The organism is Leucobacter sp. VD1 (assembly GCF_037150695.1).
GTDB lineage: Bacteria > Actinomycetota > Actinomycetes > Actinomycetales > Microbacteriaceae > Leucobacter.
The window spans coordinates 596,168-615,103 of sequence record NZ_JBBCPO010000003.1 but is presented as its reverse complement, the minus strand read 5'-3'; the positions used below and the strand labels follow the sequence as shown (position 1 = coordinate 615,103).

Genomic DNA, 18,936 nt, shown 5'->3' with positions numbered 1-18,936 from the left:
GCCCCTCACACACCATCGAGCGTGAACGTCGCCTCAGGATCCTCGATCAAACGCAGCGTGGCTCGCGCGTGGCGCGCCCGCTGCAACGCAGAACCATCATCAGCGCCTCGCACGGGCGCAATCGCCGCCTCGCCAAGCTCTACGAGCGCGCGGCTGAGACTACGCATGACCTCGATATCGCCCCGCCCAAGCTCAAGTACCAGCTCCCCCGCGAGGGCCGAGTGCGCCTCGTCAGGGGCGAGACCCGCAGCAGTGCGCCAAGCCGCCCTAGCCACCTCCGGGTCGGAATCATGCAGATGCTCGGCGGTGATCGCAGGCCAAGCCCGGGGATCGCCAAGCTTTGACAGCGTGTGCAGCGCCTGGCTGCGCGCTTGCGGCACCTCGGCCGACAGCTCTGCAAGGAGGCGATCGAACACCGCGTCGCGGGGCAAGCGAGTCAACGCCCAGGTCAACATGTCGCGTACATAAAAGTCAGGTTCGACAGCGCAGCGCGCAACAAGCGGCTCAAGATAGCTCGCATCAGGGTGAGTGCCCGCGGTCAGCGCCGCCTGCAAACGATCAGAGGCTTCTTCGGCACGCAGTGCCTGGCTCAGGGCCGCAGCTCTCTCGGGTACAGGCACTGCGGGGGCTCCCTTCCATCGGTGGGGCGAGTGCCCCACCGATCAGCGTAACGCGATCCGCGTCAGAACGGAGCTGGGTGCTTGGCCGCGTAACTCTCGGCTTCTTGTTCGCCCATGATGATCATGCCGCGGCCGCCGTGAGAGGTGCCGGACAGCACCGACAGCCAGGTCTTGTTGATCAGCGGGGCACGGCTGCCAGAAAAGCGGAACGTGAGTGGGCAGGCAGGGGACAGCCAGATCGAATTGCGCCCCGACCCCTCCTCGGGAGAGCAGCTCCAGCTCAGAAAGAAGCTCTCCTGTTTGCGCAGCCTCGACCCGACCGCGAATTTCACATGAGCAAGCAGGCGATCCTCGAAGGTGTACTTGGTCCCGTCGTAAATGAGTTGACCCATAACCTCAGGTTCGCACCGATCCGGTCAGAAAGACAGGGCAAAGACTCCCCCGTACCCAGGTCGCATTCAGCTGCGCGGGCGGCCCCTCCCGCTCTGAGCTGATTGCTGTGGCGGCGGGCAGTCAGCCCCGACCGGTGAAGCGATCCATCGACGAATAGACGTGGAACACCCGATCCGCGATCGCATCCCACACGCGCGTCGGCAGCACCCCACGCAGTGCCATGGCCAGCTTCACCGTCCACGGTTTCGACACGATCGGGCGGCCCGCCAGCATCCCCTCCCACGCAGCCCGCGCAGCCCGCGCCGGGGTCATGATCGGGGTGAGCAGCGGCCCGCGAGCCCCCGCAAACATGCCCGTCGAAATGTAGCTCGGGCAGAACGTGGTGACGGCGACGTGGTCATGGCCGTCACGCGCTAACTCCAACCGCAGCGACTCGCTCCAGCCGATCATCGCCCACTTCGATGCCGCGTAGACGCTCATACGCGGGTTCGCAAGCGTGCCCGCCGCAGAAGCGACATTGAGGATGCGCTTCGGGCGAGAAGTGTCGGCGAGCATCGCGGGCAGCAGCTCACGGGTGAGCCACATCGGAGCCAAGGAGTTCACGCGCATCGTGAGTTCGATGTCACGCTCCGGATCATGCTCCCAAAACAGCGCGCCGCGCACGATACCGGCATTGTTGATCACCACATCAGGCGCCCCCAACTCATCAGCCGTGCGCTGTGCAGCCTCGCGAATCGCTTCCCTGTCCGATACATCCACCACATAGGCGCGCACGCGGCAGCGCGGGCCGTCGAGTTCTGCGGCAAGCTCCTCCGCGCGATCCCGATCCACATCCCACAGCGCAAGTGCCGCAGCACCCTCCTTCACGGCGCGGCGCGCGTAGAGCTCGCCCATGCCGCGGGCAGCACCCGTGATGAGCACCGTTGATCCAGTAACGAGAGTCTTCGACGTCGATGTCATGCGATCACCCTACCTGGCGGGGCTCAGCCCGCTCCCGCCACCGCCTCACCGCGGCGGTACCCTGAGGGAATGGCGATCCTCATCGACCCGCCCGCATGGCCAGCGCACGGCACGCTCTGGAGCCACCTGGTCTCCGACTCCGGCTACGACGAGCTGCACGCCTTCGCGCGCAAGCTGGGCGTGCCCAGGCGCGGCTTCGACCTCGACCACTACGACGTGCCCGCCTCCCTGTATGAGCGGGCGGTAGCGCTCGGCGCGAGGCCCGTCGCCGCGAGAGACGTCGTGCACGCCCTGCGTGGTGCGGGGCTGAGAGTGCGGCAGGCTGATCGGCAGGCTGTGACGCCTGTGCGCCGCCGGCAGTTTCTTGTTTCGGAGTGGACGAGCCTTGGGGAGCGTGTCGGTGCGGGTGCCGCACGGGGTGCGCAGGACAGCTGGTGGCACCTCGGTGACACCCTCATTGCCCGCTGGAACGAGGCGCACCGCAGCTATCACGATGAGCGGCACCTTGAAGATGTTCTGCTCGCGCTCGATCACCTCGCGACGCGCGGCGAGCGGGTGGCGGCGGAGACGCTGCTGGCGGCCTGGTTTCACGATGCGGTGTACACGGGCACCGGCGACGACGAGCTCGCATCTGCCCAGCTCGCCACGAGCACGCTCGCACAGTTCTCCCTTGATGCCGCGCTGGTTGCGCGGGTGGGTGCGCACATTGTCGCAACCACCCCTGCTCGCGAGGTTCTGGATCCGGCTACCCCGCTCGCCCATCTACTCGACGCGGACCTCTCGATCTTCGCCGCCGCGCCCCACCGCTACCAGCAGTACGTACAAGCCGTGCGACTTGAATACGCGCACGTCTCCGAGCCCGACTTTGCATCGGGCCGATCCCGCATCCTGAGCAACTACCTGCAGCAGCCCACGATCTACCGCACCGGCACCGCGCAGCAGCTCTGGGAGCAGCGCGCCCGCCGCAATGTGCTTTCCGAGATCGAGCAGCTGCGGGGCGCGCCGCAGCCTCACGAGTAGCGCGCCGATCCGGCGGCGTCTCATCTCATCCCCACCTACCGCAGGCCTCGTGTTGCTGTCAAAGGGCTGCGGGTGGCGTGACCCGCTGACCATCATGGAGGCATGGCCCGCAAGCAACAGAGCCCCCGGGTGGGAGGGAAGCGCACGCCGCTCATCAACCAGGCCGCCTGGTGGCTCGCCGACTACCTCTACGCTGGCTGGCGGCAACTGGCCGCGATCTGCTCTCGGGCGGATCCGCGCGCCTGCAACACGGGCAGCGGCACGCCGGTTCTGGTGATCCCGGGCGTCTACGAGCCGTGGCGTTTCATGCTCCCGCTGATCCGCGATTTGCATCTTCGAGGCCACCCGGTGCATGTGGTGACTCCGCTGCGAGGCAACCGAGTGCCCGTCACCGAAGGAGCGCGGCTCGTCGACGAGTACCTCGCGGAGCGCGATCTGCGCGGCGTGGTGATCGTCGCACACAGCAAAGGCGGCCTGATCGGCAAGCACCTGATGTCGTTCGGGGCGTCGGCCCCGCGAGTGAACGCCTTGGTCGCAATTGCGACACCCTTCGGCGGATCCCGCTACGCGCGCTTCCTGCTCGGTTCGACACTGCGCGCGTTCTCGCCGCGCGATGCTACGCTGTCGCGGCTTGCCAGCACCCTAGGCGTGAACTCGCGCATCGTGTCAGTGTTTCCAAGCTTCGATCCGCATATCCCCGAGGGCAGCGAACTCCCGGGCGCCCGCAATGTGCGCGTCGAGACCGGCGGGCACTTCCGTATCCTCGCCCACCCGCGCACGATCGCCGAGGTGCGGCGGGTGGCTGCGCGCTCACCATTCGCGGCGGATCCGGTGCGCGAGCCCGGCCACAACTGTGGGCCAGACCTGCAGCCGGGCCCCTGAAGCTTCCGGCTGCCCCAAGGTCTCCCGCAGAGGCAGAGCCGAGGGCCGCTCAGACCGCCAGCTCGATCGAGGTGAACACCGGCGCCTCGCCGGGCCGAAACACCCCGATGGTGCCCGTTGCGACCTCCTGCCAGGTGTGGGCGCTCCAGTGCAGTTCGAGGGGTTCCGAAACGATCAGCTGGGCGTCCGGCGGCAGTCGCTCCTCTCCCCCGTCGATGGTGCGCAGCGCCGTGGCTCCCGCCGAGTGGAATAGCGTTGGCGCCTGTGCCCCCGCCACATCGGGGCTCACCCAGCGCAGCACCACGAGTTGCGCACCGTCAGAGGCGCACATCGTGGCGCGGAAGGGCGCTGTGACCCCGCGATCCCGCCTCGCTTGCTCCACCCGCGCCACCATGCGGGTGAGCGCCCCTACAGGGTCTTCGGCGAGCCCGAAGCTAAGTGCGAGATAGAAGCAGGCTTCGGAGTCGGAGTTGCCGAGGATCGACGGGTAGAGCCCCGGGTCGACGTCGAGGGTCAATTCGCGTTTCAGGGCACTGAATCCGTTGATCTCGCCGTTGTGTTGAAACATCCACCCGCCGTGCACGAAGGGGTGGCAGTTCTGCTCGGCGATCGTGCCGCCGGGGGCCGCGCGCACATGCGCCAGGAAGCAGCCCGACTCGATCTGCGCGGCGAGGTGCCGCAGGTTCTGACTATCCCAGGCCGGCTCGATCTGACGGTATTGGCCGATAGTGCCGCCGCGGCCCCGCCAGGCCACACCGAAACCGTCGCCGTTCGTGGGGAATGCGCTGCGGCGGAACTGCGCGGCGCGCGGGTCGTGCGGCAGATACAGGTTCCGCGCCAGCAGGCTCTGGTCGATGAGCGAGTGGTTGGGACGCACGAGCACGTCTTCGAGCGGGATCGGCGATCCGAGATAGGCAAGCCAACGGCACATGGTCCACTCCTTCGGGGTGCGCGGGTTGGCTCCGAGGCTAGCGAGGCTTGCCGCACCCGCTCTCAGGATTGCGGATCCCGCGGCTTCGCCCCCTTCGGCCTTCCACCCCCGCCCACCCTCACCAAAGGCGGATTTCGCAGGAAGCACCACGATCCGCCATGTGATTTTCGCCTTTCGGCGGGGTGTGGCACGGAGGCACACACGGCGGGCGCACGACGGGTGAGGCTTGCCTCTCCTTGCTTGCAGATTGCCCCGAATAGGTTCACAGTAGACAGCACCGGGTCGAACCGGCCCGAGCATCAGAGTGAAGGGGCGAACATCATCATGGTCCAAGCCAAGAGCAAGTCGGTCGTCATCTCGAAAGAAGACCTCGACAGGTCAGTCGGTGTGGAGCACTACCTCGCGCCCGTTGTGCGCGATCTGGTCGCGCTCGCGGTCAACGGCAAGCAGGCCCACTGGCATGTGCGCGGCGCGAACTTCATCGGCGTGCACGAGTTTCTCGATGAGGTCGTCGCGCACGCTCAGGACGGCGCTGATGAGGTCGCGGAGCGGATCGTTGCTCTGGGCCTCCCCGTCGACGCCCGCATCGGTACCGTCGCGAAGAAGGCGACGCTGCCCGAGCCGAGCGAGGGGTTTCAGCAGTCCGACGCCACGATCCGCGAGGTCGTAGCCGAACTCGATGCGGTGCTCGCCACTGTGTATGCGGCCGTCTCGGGGCTCGAGGAGATCGACCCGACCAGCCAGGACATCGTGATCGCGCTCGCACAGCAGCTCGACAAGGATCGCTGGTTCTTGGCATCGCACGTCATGGTGTGAGGTACCCCGGGTGCGCGTCGTTAAGGCGACTGCCCCAGAAACTCAGAAGGCATAGCCCCCGGGCGCGCTAGGCGTGCTGCTCGCGGTATTCCGCTGCTGCGGCCCAGATCTCGGCGAGCTCAGCACGGATGCGATCCCACTGCTCGGTCACCTCGTGGCTGTCGCGCGCACCGGCCCAGAGGTGCACGTAGCGCCCGCTGAGCGGATCGGCGCGCACCCACTCATCGAGCCAGGCGTTGGCGGCGCTCATCAGTAGTTCCCCGCTGAGCGCATCGTGCGAACGCTGCACGAGCCAGGTGATGCCCACACCCGGCGGGGCCTCGATCGGCTGGATCTGGTCCGGGGAGCTGACCTCGACGAACACCCGACCGTAGCTCTTCTTCGGCAGCGCCGCGCACCACTCGCGCAGCGCATCGAGATCACCCGCATCCCCCGCCGCGAGCACGCACTCGAGATAGCTCGGGCAGATGAAGATGAAGTCCGAGGAGTGGCTCTCGTCGGGTTGGTCAGTGACGCTCACACGTCAATTGTACGCTCTTCCACGCTTCATCCGATGATCCCTGAGGATTCTGTCAGCGAGGCCGATCAGGCACTCCTTCTGGCCCGGCGGATCAGCAGCGCCGCTCCGCCAACGAGCAGTGCGAGCGCTCCCCCGAGCAGTGCCGGCGTCGCCGCTTCGACCCCGGTCTTCGCCAGCACGCCCTGCTGCCCAGCCGGGCCGGCCTTCGGGTCGCTCGGGGTGGGTTCGGGCTTCGGCGCGGGCTTCGGCGCCGGCGCGACGGTGAAGGACGCGGCCACAGGGGTCGCCGCGAGGTAGGTCCCGTTCCCGGCTTGCGTGGCCTCGACCTCGCAGGTGCCGCCTGCGCTCGCGGTGAGCACGCCCCCGGAGACGGTGCAGGAACCGGAGCGCACCGCATAGCTCAGGCCAAGCCCGCTCGTCGCCGATCCGTTCAGGGCGTATGGGGTGCCTGCAGTGAAGGATCCACCGCTGAAGGCGATGGTCTGCGCGACCTTGCTCGCTGTGAAGGTGCTCGTCGCGGAGCGGCTGCCCGTTCCGAAGGTGATGCTCACGGGGAAGGAGCCGGCCAGCGCGGCGGTGCATGCGTTGCCAGTGCAGCTGAGACCGGCGCCGGTCACGGACATGAGGCTGGTCAGGTCGATCGTTTCGCTGCTCGGACCGGTCGTCGATGCGCTGAACGCGGCCTGGGTGAGCGCGGTCGTCGCAACCGAGGTCACGGTGATGGTCCCAATGTCGATCAGATAGCTCACGGTTGCGCTCGGCGCGGCGCGGCCGCTGGGCGCAACGCTTCCGCCCGCCGGCACGAGGGAGGAGCCGCCGGCTCCGGAGCCGTTGAAGCTCTGGCCGTTGATCGCACCGACGCCGCCACCGCCGCCGTAGTAGCCACCACCGCCACCGCCACCGCCGAGATAGTTCCCAGCACCTTGGCGGTCACCACCGTTACCCCCGACGCCGAGCGTACCGGCCGTTCCCGGCGTTGCCGATCCACACGTGCCACCGGAGCCACCGACCGCGCTCGTTCCCGGCTGAGCGGCATCGCACCCGGCCTGGGGAACGCTGCCAGCCTCACCCGCGTCCCCGCCTGATGCGATGACCCTGGCGGAGGCGTCCGTCATCACACCGCCGCCGCCGCCGCCGGCGACCGCAACACGTGCCAGGAGATTGTTTCCATACTGGCGCACGTCGGTGGCCCCGCCACCGCCGGCGACCCACCAGAGTCCGGTGCCGTTCCCACCACCGTTGTAGCCGCTGTTCTCGGTCTGACTGCTATGCGTTTTCACTCGGCCGTTTCCACCGACAACGACGGTCAGGGTCTCGCCCGCGACCAGCCCGGGGAGCGTCCCCGTGACCCGGGCTCCGCTGCCGATGAGCGTGGGGTCGGTGTTCGCCCACTGCCCACCGCCGTTCCCGCCGACGAGTTCGAGGTCCACCGAGGTGACATTGGCGGGCACCGTGAAGGTCTGCGGCGCACCGGTGAAGACGTAACTCACCGAACACCGCAGCTGCTCACCGTTCGGCTCGGGCACGCACACGGGGGCAGGTTCGGGTGGCGTCGCTGACGCTGGGCTCACCGCGAGCGTCGCGCTTCCGAGCCCGAACACGGCGATCGCACTGACCGCCACCATCGCGAAGATGCTCTTCTTCGACACACCCATGCTGTGCTCCTTCAGATTCCGTGCGCGCGAGTGCGGCACCCGCGCTGGGCCACCCCAAACAACCAACACTAGAAGACTCCGCACGCGTCGCACATCACCCCGGCTGCGGGCCTTGCTGCCGCCGGATCCGCGACAGCGCGCGCGAGTCAGGCGAGCACGCCTCGCGATCCACGCTCACGGCGCTGCGCAAGCTGCAAGGTTTCTGCGCGAAGTGGCGCTGCGCGGTCGCCGGCGCGGATCTGCCGTGCCGCAGAGCCACTACGTCTCGGTCAGGCGGCCCGCTTCGATGCGCCAGTGCCTGTCGAGGCGCACGTTCTCCAGCATGCGCCGATCGTGGGTGACGAGCAACAGCGCGCCCTCATAGCTGTCGAGCGCCTGTTCGAGCTGCTCGATAGCCGCCAAATCGAGGTGGTTCGTGGGCTCGTCGAGCACGAGCACGTTCACTCCTCGCGCCTGCAGCAGCGCCATGCCCGCGCGGGTGCGCTCCCCCGGTGAGAGCTCAGCACCGGGTCGCAACACGTGGTCGGCTTTCAGCCCGAACTTCGCGAGCAGCGTACGCACCTCGGCGCTCGCCATGTCCGGGTGCTGCCGCTCGAAGGCTTCTGCCAGCGGCAGCTCATCCACGAAGAGCGAGCGCGCCTGATCGATTTCGCCGATCGCGACCGAGGCGCCGAGAGCGGCCGAGCCCGAATCCGGTGCTCGCTTCCCCAGCAGCGTGCGCAACAGCGTCGACTTGCCGGCACCGTTGGGGCCGGTGATGCCCACGCGATCCGCCGCATTCAACTGCACCGAGACGGGCCCGAGCACGAAGTCGCCCTGCGTCACCACGGCCTCGTTGAGCGTCGCCACCACCGCGCTCGAGCGCGGTGCCGAGCCGATTGTGAACTCGAGCTGCCACTCCTTGCGCGGCTCCTCGACCTCTTCGAGCCGGCGAATGCGGCTCTCCATCTGGCGCACCTTCTGCGCCTGCTTCTCACTCGACTCCGCGGCGGCTTTGCGCTTGATCTTGTCATTATCGGGAGCTTTGCGAATTGCGTTGCGGGTGCCCTGACTCGACCACTCGCGCTGCGTGCGAGCCCGAGCCACCAGATCGGCCTTCTTCTTCGCGAACTCGTCGTAGTCGTCGCGCCGATGCTGCCGCGCGATGGCACGCTCCTCAAGGTACGACTCGTAGCCGCCGCCGAACACACGATTGCTGCGCTGCGCGAGATCGAGTTCAAGCACTTGCGTAACGCAGCGGGCCAGAAACTCGCGGTCGTGACTCACCAGCACCACGCCGCCGCGCAGTCCACTCACAAAACGTTCAAGGCGTTCGAGCCCGTCGAGATCGAGGTCATTCGTCGGTTCATCGAGCAGCACGATATCAAAGCGCGAGAGCAGCAGCGCGGCGAGACCCACGCGGGCTGCCTGCCCGCCGGAGAGCGAGGTCATGAGCGTGTATCCCGAGACGGCGGCCGCGGCACGGGTGCTTGGGGCTGTCGCGGCGTCTCCTCGGGTGTCGGGTGCCGTGCCGGTCGCGCTCGCGGTGTTGAGCCCGAGCTCGGCGAGCACCGCGGGCAGTCGCTCTTCGAGGTCTGCGGCACCGCTCGCAAGCCAACGATCGAGCGCGGCTGCGTACACCTCATTCGGGTCGGGGCTGCCCGACGGCGGGTTCGGCACGGCGAGGGCGAGGGCCGCGGCATCCATGTCGGCGGTCGCACGGGCGCAACCGGTGCGACGCGCGACGTATTCGGCGACGGTCTCGCCCGCAATGCGCTCGTGCTCCTGCGGCAGCCAGCCGACGAAGGCGTCGCCGGGAGCCAGGTGGATCTCGCCGGTCTGCGGCTGCAATTCTCCGGCGAGGATGCGCAGCAGGGTGGACTTGCCGGCCCCGTTCACGCCCACAACGCCCACCACGTCGCCCGGCGCGACAGTGAGGTCGAGCCCGTCGAAGAGGGTGCGATGGGCGTGGCCGCCCGCGATACCGTGCGCCACGAGCGTTGCAGTCATCCCCTCAGACTATGGGGCCGCGGCCTGGGGCGCACAGCTGGCCTCAGCGAAATATGCTGTCACCATGACTGACCAGAGCAGCCCGCAGGCCCCCAGCGCCGGGGCAGCCCCGCGCACCGACGTTTCTCCCCCTCAAAACGCGGCGAACGAGCTGCCGCTCGGCATCCGCGTGGCAGCAGCCTGGAGTTGGCGGTTGGTGGTGATCGCCCTGGCTATTGCGGTGGTCGTCTGGCTGATCATGGTGTTGCACACGGTGGTGATTCCGCTCGTCATCGCGATCCTGCTCACGGCGCTGCTCTACCCGATTGTGGCGTTCTTCGAACGGCGGGGGCTGCCGAAGGGGTTCGGAGTCGCTACGGCGCTGCTCACGCTTATTACGGCGATCAGCCTCCTCGTCAATCTCATCGTGACCCAGCTGCGCAACGGCCTGGGTGACGTGGCCGCGCGGTCGCAGACCGCTTGGCAGCAGTTCTTGCACGGGATCGAGCAGCCCCCGTTCAGCCTGAACAGCGATCAAATCGATCACTTCATGCAGCAGATCGTTGCCACTATCACCTCCCACCAAAACGAAATCCTGACGGGTGCTCTGCAGTTCACCAGCACGGCCGGTCACCTGCTAACGGGCACCCTGCTGGTGATCTTCTCGCTGATCTTCCTCCTGCTCGACGGCCAGCGAGTCTGGTACTGGGTGTTGGGCTTCCTGCCGAAGCGCGCGCACGCCGCGGTCGACGCCGCAGGGCGGGCCGGCTGGGTGTCGGTCGGCCAGTTCGTGCGGGTGCAGATCTTCTTCGTCGCGATTATCAACGCGGTCGGTATCGGGCTGGGTGCGGTGCTGCTCGGGGTGCCGCTCCCATTCGCCATTGCCGTGCTCGTGTTCTTCGGCTCGTTTCTGCCGTTCATCGGCGCAATCGCCACGGGTGCGGTGGCGGTGTTCATCTCGCTCATTTACAACGGCCCCGTGAACGCGGTCATCATGCTGATCATTGTGATTCTCGTGCACCAGATCGAGAGCCACGTATTGCAGCCGCTGATCATCGGGCACGCGGTGAGCGTGCACCCGCTCGCCGTTGTGCTCGCCGTCGCCACGGGTTTGATGGTCGGGGGCATCGCGGGGGCGCTGTTCGCGGTGCCGATCGCGGCTGCCCTCAGCTCAATGGTGAATACGATCACGGAACGCAATTGGGATGCGGATCAGGATCCTGTCGCCGATTACCTGAAACGGCGGAAAACCCATCGGATTGCCAAGCAGCGTGCACGCCGAGTGTCTCGCGTGAACCGCAGCTCGTAGCACCCTTCACGCGGTCCCCGAGGCGCGGCCACAACCGCGCCTCGCCTCCGTGATTCATGACGCGCGCCACACAGGTGACCTCGAAGCCATCGGGGGCGGATCGTGGGTGGGTGGACTCGCGGCGGCGAGTGGGCCAGGCCGCACCGGGGATGGGCGAGCGAACCTCTCACACAGAAACAGCCCCGGTCTTCGCAGAAGACCGGGGCTGTAGTGGCTGGGATACCAGGACTCGAACCTAGAATGACGGTACCAGAAACCGTAGTGTTGCCAATTACACCATATCCCAAGGCGGAAATCTGAACTCCGGGGAGATCAGCACCGAGAGATAACTTTACCCGATCGGCGACCACAACTCCAAATCAGGACGCCAAGCGCGGAACGCCGGGCGTGCTGCCGGGGTGCGCGGATCGAGCTGCCAGCACACCGCCGCTACGCGTAGTCGTCTGGTGTCAGCTGCCGCACGCCCTCGTCGCAGAGCACAAACTGCGTGCGCAGCCGGATGCCCTGCTGCGCGGCCTCGTGCGCGAGCGCCCTGGCCCACACCAGATCTTGCGCGTCGAAGCGCTCGCTGCCGCGGCGCTCCCACACCAGAACTACCGCAGCTGCATCGAGCACATCGCAGATCTTCGCGGCGCGATCGGCAAGCACCCGCGAAACCGACACGAGCCCCAGGTCTTCGGTGTCGACGAGTTCGTCTGGGCTGTCGGGGAGGTCGTCGATCGGCATCAGCGGCCCGGTCTGCCGATGCCCTGCGTCAAAGGCGAACAACCACAGCTGGCGACAGCTGGCGCGGGCCAGCAGCAACTCGATCAGCTCGTGCAGATCGGCGTCGCTCGCGAACACGCGGTGACGGTTGAGGCGGGGATCATCGGGTCGCATGGAATGAGTCATGGCTCCAGAATGCGGGCCCGCAAGCGGCTCCGGGCTCCCATCCCCGCATCTGTGGACAAGTCGCGGGAATCACGCTCCCCGACCGGGCTGTGAGCGGAGTTGGGAGGCTGCGCCCCGCTCCGCCCACTGCCCGCATCAGGCTGCGGCTGTTGAACGCCCCCTGGCGACGTAGTCGTCGGTGGCGCGACGCGGCACCACCACTACGGGCACGGGCGAGTGGCGCACGATTTTGACGGCGTGCGAGCCGAGCGAGATCTTTGCGATCGCCCCCAGGCTGCTCGATCCGACCACCAGCACCTCGGTATCGAGCCACGGGATTGAGCGCAGCGCGGCACTCCAGCTGTCGCCGGCGCCGACGGCCACCTCGACCGAGGCGGGCTGCCGCTCGAACTGCTCGATCGTGCTGAGGATCGCCTCGGCGTGTTCGCGGATCTGCGCCTCCCAGTCTTCGATGATCTCGTTCTCGACATCGCGCCCCACCCTGGCGGTGAGGAAGGCGCGCGGGCGGGTGTGGAACGACGCGATGCGGATGCCCTCCCCCGCCTGGGCCGCAATCGCTGCGGCGCCGAGCACGAGTTCGGCAGAGGTCTCCGATCCGCTGTAGGCGGCGGTGACACGCTGCAGCCGGGCTCCTGGCGCGGCCTCGAAACCGTGCGGTGCGACGGCAACCGGAAGGTGCGCGCTCTGCAGCAGGCCTGTGACGACGGAGCCGAGCACCACCTCGCCGTCTGGGCCGGTCTCTTTCGCACCCACGACGAGCCGCTGCGCGCCCAGCTTCTCGCAGGCTTCGAGCAGGCCGCGCCGCGCACTAGGCCCGTCGTGCACGATGTAGCTCGCGTCGATGTCGTCGGGCACGAGCGCCCGGGCCTCGTCGAGGGCGGCTTCGGCCTGTTCGCGTACGAAGCGCTGGTATTCACCGTCGACCCCGCTGAGCGGGCGCTGCGGCGGCCAGCCCGCGGCGTCGACGGCCACGACCACGAGCGGCAGGTCAGATGAGCGGGCGAGCAGCACGGCGAGACTTACCGCGGCGTGCGAGCAGTGCCCCGGCGCGACGCCGACGACGACACTCATCGTTCGTCTCCGCGGCCCTGGGGCGACGACCCGCCCGAGTGCTGTGCCGCATCATCACCCGCAGCAGAATCGCCCGGGGCGAGGTCGGGGATGTTGAGTGTGCCGGTCTCGAGGTGGGCGGCGGCGCGCTCGGCGTCGCCGTCGCGGTACCGGCCGGGGCCGACGAGGCGGATCAGGCCGGTCTTGAGCTGTTCACCGAGCACCGAGTTCTTGCGGCCAGTGAACCACCACCATACGAGCACGACGAGGGTCCATCCGAGGAAGACGAAGATGGTGATGGGGCGCAGATCTTTGATGATCCAGAGGCAGCCGATGATCGAGAGGATCGGGATCACCGGGTAGAGCGGCACGCGGAACTTGCGCTCCAGATCGGGTTCGCGCTTGCGCAGCACCATCACGGCGATCGACACGACGGTGAAGGCGGCGAGGGTGCCGATCGAGGTCATCTCGGCGAGGAAGTTGATGGGCAGCACGCCCGCGAGAATCGCGACGATCACCGACACGATGATGGTGTTGGCGACCGGGGTCATGGTGCGCGGGTTGACCTTCTGGAAGATCTTGGGCGCCATACCGTCGCGAGACATCGCGAACAGGATGCGGGTCTGGCCGTACAGCACCACGAGCGTGACGCTGAAGATCGAGATGACGGCACCCGCCGCGACGAGCGTGCCCGGCCAGGTGGCCCCGATGATGTTCTCCAGGATTTGCGAGAGACCGGCCGACTGCCCTTCGAACTCGGAAGTGGGCTGCGCGCCCAGCGCTGCGACAGCGACGAGCACGTACATCGTGGTCACCACGACGAGCGCGGCGACCAGCGCGATCGGCAGGTTGCGGCGGGGGTTCTTCGCCTCGTCGCCTGCGGTGGCGACGGCGTCGAGGCCGACGAATGAGAAGAAGATGAGGCCGGCACCGGTCATCACACCGCTGAACCCGAAGGGCGCGAAGTCGGCGAAGTTGTTGGCGTTCCAGCCGGTGATGCCCACCGCGACGAAGAACAGCAGCACGGCGATCTTGATGAGCACCATGATGGTGTTCGCAACGACCGAGTGCGAGGTGCCACGCACCAGCAGGAAGGCACACATCGCGATCAGGATCACGGCCGGCAGGTTAATGATGCCGCCCTCTTCGGGGGCCGCCGACAGCGCGGCGGGCAGCTGGAAGCCGAAGAGGTTGCCCATGAGCTGATTGACATACTGCGACCAGCCCACGGCGACGGCCGCTGTCGATACGCCGTATTCAAGCAGCAGACACGCTGCCACGCCCATCGCGGGCAGCTCGCCGAGGGTGCTGTAGGCGTAGGAGTAGGAGGAGCCCGAGACCGGCACGCTGCTCGCGAGTTCTGCGTAGCACAGCGCCGACAGGCCGGCCACGGTGGCCGCGATGATGAACGACCAGATCACCGCGGGCCCGGCGATCGGCACCGCTTCGGAGAGGATGAAGAAGATACCGGTGCCGATGGTGCCGCCGACGCCGATCAGGGTGAGCTGGAAGAGCCCGATGCTGCGCTTCAGGGTGCTGCCGCTCTCACCGCCATCGCGCGGAACGGGCTTCACGCGGAAGAGCTGCTGGCGCAGCGTCTGCGATGTGGACATGGGTTCTCCAGACGTCGTCGTCGATTGTGTTCGGTGTGGGCCGTTGCGGCCGGTTGATGGGATTGAGTCTAAGCGCTGCGGGTGACACGGAAGGAGGCCACCGCTGGGTCGACGGCGCCGCGCACGTAGCCCGTCGGCGACGCTGCGACCGCCTGTAGGAAGGCGACCGTCTCGGCAGTGATTTCTTCGCCGGGAATGAGGTTGGGAATGCCTGGCGGGTAGGCCGCGAGCGTGTCTGCGGAGACCCGCCCCACGGCGTCTGCGGCCGAGACGAGTTCGGTCTGCGAGAAGAAGCCATCGCGGGGCGTCATGCGCAGCGCACCGGGCGCGGGCAGCGCGGGGAAGGACCCCGCTGCGGCGTGCGCCTCACGCTCGACGCCGGCTGCTTCGGAGTCCACCGCCGCGATGAGGGCGCGGTGCACGAGCTCACAGTCAGGGGTCTTGCCCGCGCCGATGACGGCGACGAGCGAAGTGGCTGTGGCCATTTCGAAGTGGATGCCGTCGACGTCGATGAGTCGCTGCCGCAGCCAGTGGCCGCTGACACCAGTCGCAGAGATATCGATGGGCACGCGCAGCAGGTCGGTGTCTACGATGTCTTCGAAGCTGTCGAATCCGTCGCTGACGACACCGAAGCGGGGGTCGTCGCGCAGCATCTGACGGAAACGGCGGGCACCGGTGATGGAGCGCCCGATCTCGGCTTCGCCGGTCATGAGCGAGTGACGGGCGATGTCGAGGGAGGCTCGCAGGATCGCGCTGGTCGAGGTTGAGGCCGTCATGGTGAAGGCACGTTCGATGAGCGGTTCGAGGCGGTCGGCGAAGGGGCCGTGGCCGAGGTGCAGCATGGCCGACTGGGTGAGGGAGCCGGCGAGCTTGTGGGTGCTCGATACGACAAGGTCGGCCCCGAGGCGCGCGGGCGACTCCGGCAGCTCGGGGTGGAAACCGAAGTGCGGCCCCCAGGCACCGTCGACGATGAGCGGGGCACCGTGAGCGTGGGCGACCTCACTGAGGCCGCGCACGTCGGCGACGGATCCGAAGTAGCTCGGCGAGATGATGTAGACGGCGGAAGCCGGCCGCCCCTCCCGCTCAGCTGCCGTGAGGGCCGCGTCGAGCGCCGCTGGGGAGACGCCGTGCGACATGCCATGAACGTTATCGACCGTGGGAAAGACGAAACTGGGGATCAGTCCCGCTGCGAGCACGCCGTCACTGAAGCTCGAATGCGCGCTGCGCTGCGAGACAATGTGCTCGCCGAGACCGCGGGCAGCGAGTGCCGCGGTGCGGTTGGCCTGCGAGGCGCCGTTGGTGAGAAACCAGGTGCGGCGCGCACCCCAAGCCTCGGCGGCGAGCGCGAGCGCCTGGTCGAGGGGAGAGTCGGCTCCGAGGTCGACGTCATCGATGAGCATGGGGATGTCGAGTTGCAGGGTGCGCTCGCCGAGGAAATCGGCGAGGCGGGAGGCGAGCCCGTGATCGTTGCCGCCGTGCCCGGGCACCATGAGCTGCATGGGGCCGCGCGCGACGTAGCGATCGAGTGCGTCTGCGTAGGGGGTTACCGCGTGCCGGCGCAGCACCGCTTGCCGCTCGGCCGCGCGCGAGCTGTCCGCAGTGAGGTCTGCAACATTCGTGTCGGTGTCGAGCGCGGTGAGGGGGCTGGGGTCGGCGGTGTGGAGCATCCCTCCATGGTGGGGGTGCGGATCGCGATCGTGAATCCCCGTATCGTCTCGGAAGCCACATATCCTGTATGTGACAAATGTACCGCAGGTGCCCCTGCGTCAGATATGGGATAGTGGGATGCCATGATCGATCTGCGTCAGCTCCAAGCTCTGCGAGCCGTGCACGCCGAGGGATCCGTTACCGGGGCCGCTCGTCGCCTCGGCTGGAGCCAACCGACCGTCGACTACCACCTCAAGAACCTTGACGGTCTAGTCGGTGCCGCAGTGATCAACCGCTCCTCGCGCGGCAGCTCACTCACCCCCGTCGGCGTGCTGCTGCTCGATCGCGGCGAGGAGATCCTCTCCCTCACCGATCTCGCTCTGCGCGACGCACGCGACCTCACCCAGATGGGGCGCGTGCGACTGCGCTTCGGCACGTTCCCGACCGCTGCCGCGAAACTGCTGCCGTCGATCGTCGCGCAGGTGACCGAGCTCGGAATCGAACTCGACGCCGTGCTCGAGGAGGTGCCGCAGCTCGTCGAGCACGTCAACCGGAGGCAGCTCGACGCCGCCATCGTGTACTCGGTGCCCGGCCACGAACTGTCGTTCCGCTCCGATATCGTCACCACCGAGGTGCTGCGCGATCCGCTTATGCTCGCACTGCCGGAAGGGCACCCGCTCGCGACGCACACCACCATCGACCGCGCGGCACTGCTCACACTGAGCCGTGAGCGCTGGCTCTTCGCCGCTGCCTGGGACGACCCCATGGACGCCATCGTGATCGACGCCTTCGCACAGGCCGGGCACACTCTCGATGTGGCGATCCGCACCGATGATTTCCAAGTCATGCTCGGCATGGTGGCCGCTCGCATGGCCGTCAGCTTCCTCCCCCGCCTCGCGAGCACCCGAGAGCATCCGGGCGTCTTGCTGCGCCCCATCGACGATCCGTCGTTCGTGCGTTCCCTGCTCATCGCGGCTCCGGCCGACGGCGCCGGCAAGCAGCCCTCCGCGGCGGTGCGCCAGCTGGCCGAGGCGATTCGCGACGCTATCGCCGCTCTCGATTGATTCGAGGCCGTCAGGCCCCGAGATCACGCGGCCCGAAGGCCAGCGGCAGCACCTCGTCGATGGTGCGCACACCAGCGACCGTCTCAATCAGCAGGCCGGGGGCGGCGTGCTCGGCTAGCAGCTGTCGGCAGCGACCGCACGGCATGATCGTCGCCCCGTCGCCGTCAACGCACACGAACGCTACCAGGTGCCCGCCCCCGCTCATGTGCAGCGCCGACACGAGCGAGCACTCCGCGCACAGCGTCAGCCCGTACGAGGCGTTCTCCACATTGCAGCCGGCGACAATGCGGCCGTCGTCGACGAGCGCCGCAGCACCCACCCGATAGCGAGAATAGGGAGCGTAGGCGGCGTCCTTGGCCGCGTTCGCCGCGGCGTGCAGGGCCGTCCAGTCGACTCCTCCGTCAAGCTCCCTGGTCGCGGGCCCCTGCGGCACGACACTCACCCCAGCTCCGGGGCCGGTTCTGACACGGGATCCGCGCCCCTTCCGTCGAGCGCGTCGATGTAACGCAGCACGATGCCCTCACGCAGCGCCCACGGCGAGATGGTGAGGGTGTCGACCTCGAACACCTTCATCGCGGTGCGCAGCACCACCGCGCCCGCCATGATCTGGTAGCCACGCTCGGGGGTCACACCCGGCAGATACTCGCGCACCGACCCCGGCATATCGCGCAGCGTCGGCTCCCACTCGCGCAGGCCGACGTAGTGTAACTGTGCGAGATCGCCGGTGATGGGATCGGCGGGGCCGCCCACGAGTCGCGCGAGTGAGCGGATCGTCTTCGAGGTGCCCACCACCCGCTTGGGCCTGGGGCGGTCTGCGAAGATCTGCTCGCGCACCCGCGTGAACTCGGCGCGGGCGTGCGCCCGCAGCAGCGAAACGGCCTCGCGCGATGGCGGATCCTCAGGCAGGAAGTTGATCGTGGATCGGCCCGCGCCGAGCGGCAACGACACCTGCACATCGGGATACTCGTCAGCGCCCTGCGCGATCTCGAACGAGCCACCACCGATGTCGAAGAGCAGAATCTCGCCCGCCGACCAGCCGAGCCAGCGCCGCACCGCGAGCATCGTGATCCGCGCTTCGTCCTCACCCGAAAGCACCCGCAGCACCACCCCGGTCTCCCTGGTGATGCGCGCGAGCACTTCCTCACCGTTGGCGGCCTCGCGGATCGCACTCGTGGCGGTGGCGATCATGTCGTCGACACCGATCTCGCGCACGGTGTCTGCGGCCTCGCGGATCGCATCGACGATGCGCCGCACCCCCTCCTCCACGATCGCGCCATCTGCGTCGAGGTAGCGCATCAGCCGCAGCACCGATCGCTGCGAGTGGTAAGGGGCAGGGCTCGCACCCGGGTGAGCATCGACCACCAGTAAGTGGACGGTGTTGGATCCGACGTCGATCACTCCGAGGCGCATGGGGAAATTCTAGTGGGCACGCTGGGGCACGCTGCAGCGGGCGATGCCGCGTGCGAATCCGCGCCCAGTGGGTGAAACCTCCTACTGCGCAGGCCGGAGTACCCCGCGAGCACCCCTTCGGCCTGATCTCACAAGCCGACACCCGTAGGATTGCGGTGAGTTGCGTTTCTTCAGGGGGAAGGCTGTC

General features: G+C 67.8%; 18 protein-coding genes and 1 tRNA gene. 5 read left to right on the top strand and 14 right to left on the bottom strand.

The features are described from left to right. Window positions 1–5: 5 nt before the first annotated feature. The 3 genes from WFL22_RS11715 to WFL22_RS11705 form a co-directional block, all read right to left on the bottom strand. The gene (locus WFL22_RS11715) at window positions 6–620 is read right to left on the bottom strand and encodes a HEAT repeat domain-containing protein (protein ID WP_336992932.1); all 615 of its coding nucleotides are present in this window, start codon (window positions 618–620) and stop codon (window positions 6–8) included. Between the two features lie 62 nt (window positions 621–682). Further along, on the bottom strand, window positions 683–1,012 hold the full coding sequence (locus WFL22_RS11710) for a DUF7882 family protein (RefSeq protein WP_336651711.1): 330 nt from the start codon (window positions 1,010–1,012) through the stop codon (window positions 683–685). A 121-nt stretch (window positions 1,013–1,133) separates the two neighbouring features. Next, window positions 1,134–1,973, bottom strand: coding sequence for an SDR family oxidoreductase (locus tag WFL22_RS11705; protein ID WP_336992930.1), 840 nt, complete (start codon window positions 1,971–1,973; stop codon window positions 1,134–1,136). A gap of 69 nt (window positions 1,974–2,042) precedes the next feature. Between WFL22_RS11705 and WFL22_RS11700 the strand changes: the two genes are divergently transcribed. Continuing rightward, entirely contained in the window at window positions 2,043–2,993 is a 951-nt protein-coding gene (locus tag WFL22_RS11700) for a DUF4031 domain-containing protein (protein WP_336992928.1), read from the top strand. A gap of 102 nt (window positions 2,994–3,095) precedes the next feature. Continuing rightward, window positions 3,096–3,875, top strand: a complete 780-nt coding sequence (locus WFL22_RS11695; protein ID WP_336992926.1) for an esterase/lipase family protein — start codon at window positions 3,096–3,098, stop codon at window positions 3,873–3,875. Window positions 3,876–3,924: 49 nt separating this feature from the next. On the opposite strand, the gene WFL22_RS11690 is transcribed toward WFL22_RS11695, so the two are convergent. Continuing rightward, window positions 3,925–4,806, bottom strand: coding sequence for a class II glutamine amidotransferase (locus tag WFL22_RS11690; RefSeq protein WP_336992924.1), 882 nt, complete (start codon window positions 4,804–4,806; stop codon window positions 3,925–3,927). A 324-nt stretch (window positions 4,807–5,130) separates the two neighbouring features. On the opposite strand from WFL22_RS11690, the gene WFL22_RS11685 reads away from it, so the two are divergent. Next, window positions 5,131–5,622: a Dps family protein gene (locus tag WFL22_RS11685; RefSeq protein WP_336651716.1), complete on the top strand. Its 492-nt coding sequence runs from the start codon at window positions 5,131–5,133 to the stop codon at window positions 5,620–5,622. 67 nt (window positions 5,623–5,689) lie between these two features. Here WFL22_RS11685 and WFL22_RS11680 read toward each other — a convergent pair whose 3' ends face one another. The 3 genes from WFL22_RS11680 to WFL22_RS11670 all read right to left on the bottom strand — a co-directional run bounded on the left by WFL22_RS11680 (window position 5,690) and on the right by WFL22_RS11670 (window position 9,786). Beyond that, window positions 5,690–6,142, bottom strand: a complete 453-nt coding sequence (locus WFL22_RS11680; RefSeq protein ID WP_336651717.1) for an SIP domain-containing protein — start codon at window positions 6,140–6,142, stop codon at window positions 5,690–5,692. A gap of 65 nt (window positions 6,143–6,207) precedes the next feature. Beyond that, window positions 6,208–7,797, bottom strand: coding sequence for a glycine-rich protein (locus WFL22_RS11675; protein WP_336992922.1), 1,590 nt, complete (start codon window positions 7,795–7,797; stop codon window positions 6,208–6,210). A gap of 258 nt (window positions 7,798–8,055) precedes the next feature. Continuing rightward, entirely contained in the window at window positions 8,056–9,786 is a 1,731-nt protein-coding gene (locus WFL22_RS11670) for an ABC-F family ATP-binding cassette domain-containing protein (RefSeq protein ID WP_336992920.1), read from the bottom strand. Window positions 9,787–9,850: 64 nt separating this feature from the next. Between WFL22_RS11670 and WFL22_RS11665 the strand changes: the two genes are divergently transcribed. After that, complete coding sequence (locus WFL22_RS11665) at window positions 9,851–11,074, top strand: AI-2E family transporter (protein WP_336992918.1); 1,224 nt, start codon at window positions 9,851–9,853, stop codon at window positions 11,072–11,074. Window positions 11,075–11,285: 211 nt separating this feature from the next. Here the strand turns inward: WFL22_RS11665 and WFL22_RS11660 are convergent. The 5 genes from WFL22_RS11660 to WFL22_RS11640 form a co-directional block, all read right to left on the bottom strand. Next, a tRNA-Gln gene (locus WFL22_RS11660) sits at window positions 11,286–11,360 on the bottom strand. Window positions 11,361–11,503: 143 nt separating this feature from the next. Beyond that, window positions 11,504–11,965 carry a hypothetical protein gene (locus tag WFL22_RS11655; RefSeq protein WP_336992916.1) on the bottom strand — a complete coding sequence of 154 codons (462 nt, stop codon included), beginning with the start codon at window positions 11,963–11,965 and terminating at the stop codon, window positions 11,504–11,506. Window positions 11,966–12,100: 135 nt separating this feature from the next. Further along, on the bottom strand, window positions 12,101–13,036 hold the full coding sequence (locus WFL22_RS11650) for a universal stress protein (protein ID WP_336992914.1): 936 nt from the start codon (window positions 13,034–13,036) through the stop codon (window positions 12,101–12,103). After that, window positions 13,033–14,628, bottom strand: coding sequence for an amino acid permease (locus tag WFL22_RS11645; RefSeq protein WP_336651723.1), 1,596 nt, complete (start codon window positions 14,626–14,628; stop codon window positions 13,033–13,035). The genes WFL22_RS11650 and WFL22_RS11645 overlap by 4 nt, the downstream gene beginning before the upstream one ends. Before the next feature lie 68 nt (window positions 14,629–14,696). Further along, window positions 14,697–16,295 carry an aminotransferase class I/II-fold pyridoxal phosphate-dependent enzyme gene (locus tag WFL22_RS11640; protein ID WP_336992911.1) on the bottom strand — a complete coding sequence of 533 codons (1,599 nt, stop codon included), beginning with the start codon at window positions 16,293–16,295 and terminating at the stop codon, window positions 14,697–14,699. A gap of 123 nt (window positions 16,296–16,418) precedes the next feature. Between WFL22_RS11640 and WFL22_RS11635 the strand changes: the two genes are divergently transcribed. Next, window positions 16,419–17,339 (top strand): LysR family transcriptional regulator, encoded by a 921-nt coding sequence (locus WFL22_RS11635; RefSeq protein WP_336992909.1) that lies wholly within the window; start codon window positions 16,419–16,421, stop codon window positions 17,337–17,339. Window positions 17,340–17,349: 10 nt separating this feature from the next. Here WFL22_RS11635 and WFL22_RS11630 read toward each other — a convergent pair whose 3' ends face one another. Then, the gene (locus tag WFL22_RS11630; protein ID WP_336992908.1) at window positions 17,350–17,781 is read right to left on the bottom strand and encodes a cytidine deaminase; all 432 of its coding nucleotides are present in this window, start codon (window positions 17,779–17,781) and stop codon (window positions 17,350–17,352) included. Further along, window positions 17,778–18,749: a Ppx/GppA phosphatase family protein gene (locus WFL22_RS11625; protein ID WP_336992906.1), complete on the bottom strand. Its 972-nt coding sequence runs from the start codon at window positions 18,747–18,749 to the stop codon at window positions 17,778–17,780. The genes WFL22_RS11630 and WFL22_RS11625 overlap by 4 nt, the downstream gene beginning before the upstream one ends. Between the last annotated feature and the right edge of the window lie 187 nt (window positions 18,750–18,936).

Coding starts and splice junctions, on each gene's coding strand:
- WFL22_RS11710 (WP_336651711.1), bottom strand. CDS start 1,012: ATGGGTCAACTCATTTACGACGGGACCAAGTACACCTTCGAGGATCGC.
- WFL22_RS11705 (WP_336992930.1), bottom strand. CDS start 1,973: ATGACATCGACGTCGAAGACTCTCGTTACTGGATCAACGGTGCTCATC.
- WFL22_RS11700 (WP_336992928.1), top strand. CDS start 2,043: ATGGCGATCCTCATCGACCCGCCCGCATGGCCAGCGCACGGCACGCTC.
- WFL22_RS11695 (WP_336992926.1), top strand. CDS start 3,096: ATGGCCCGCAAGCAACAGAGCCCCCGGGTGGGAGGGAAGCGCACGCCG.
- WFL22_RS11690 (WP_336992924.1), bottom strand. CDS start 4,806: ATGTGCCGTTGGCTTGCCTATCTCGGATCGCCGATCCCGCTCGAAGAC.
- WFL22_RS11685 (WP_336651716.1), top strand. CDS start 5,131: ATGGTCCAAGCCAAGAGCAAGTCGGTCGTCATCTCGAAAGAAGACCTC.
- WFL22_RS11675 (WP_336992922.1), bottom strand. CDS start 7,797: ATGGGTGTGTCGAAGAAGAGCATCTTCGCGATGGTGGCGGTCAGTGCG.
- WFL22_RS11670 (WP_336992920.1), bottom strand. CDS start 9,786: ATGACTGCAACGCTCGTGGCGCACGGTATCGCGGGCGGCCACGCCCAT.
- WFL22_RS11665 (WP_336992918.1), top strand. CDS start 9,851: ATGACTGACCAGAGCAGCCCGCAGGCCCCCAGCGCCGGGGCAGCCCCG.
- WFL22_RS11655 (WP_336992916.1), bottom strand. CDS start 11,965: ATGACTCATTCCATGCGACCCGATGATCCCCGCCTCAACCGTCACCGC.
- WFL22_RS11650 (WP_336992914.1), bottom strand. CDS start 13,036: ATGAGTGTCGTCGTCGGCGTCGCGCCGGGGCACTGCTCGCACGCCGCG.
- WFL22_RS11645 (WP_336651723.1), bottom strand. CDS start 14,628: ATGTCCACATCGCAGACGCTGCGCCAGCAGCTCTTCCGCGTGAAGCCC.
- WFL22_RS11640 (WP_336992911.1), bottom strand. CDS start 16,295: ATGCTCCACACCGCCGACCCCAGCCCCCTCACCGCGCTCGACACCGAC.
- WFL22_RS11635 (WP_336992909.1), top strand. CDS start 16,419: ATGATCGATCTGCGTCAGCTCCAAGCTCTGCGAGCCGTGCACGCCGAG.
- WFL22_RS11625 (WP_336992906.1), bottom strand. CDS start 18,749: ATGCGCCTCGGAGTGATCGACGTCGGATCCAACACCGTCCACTTACTG.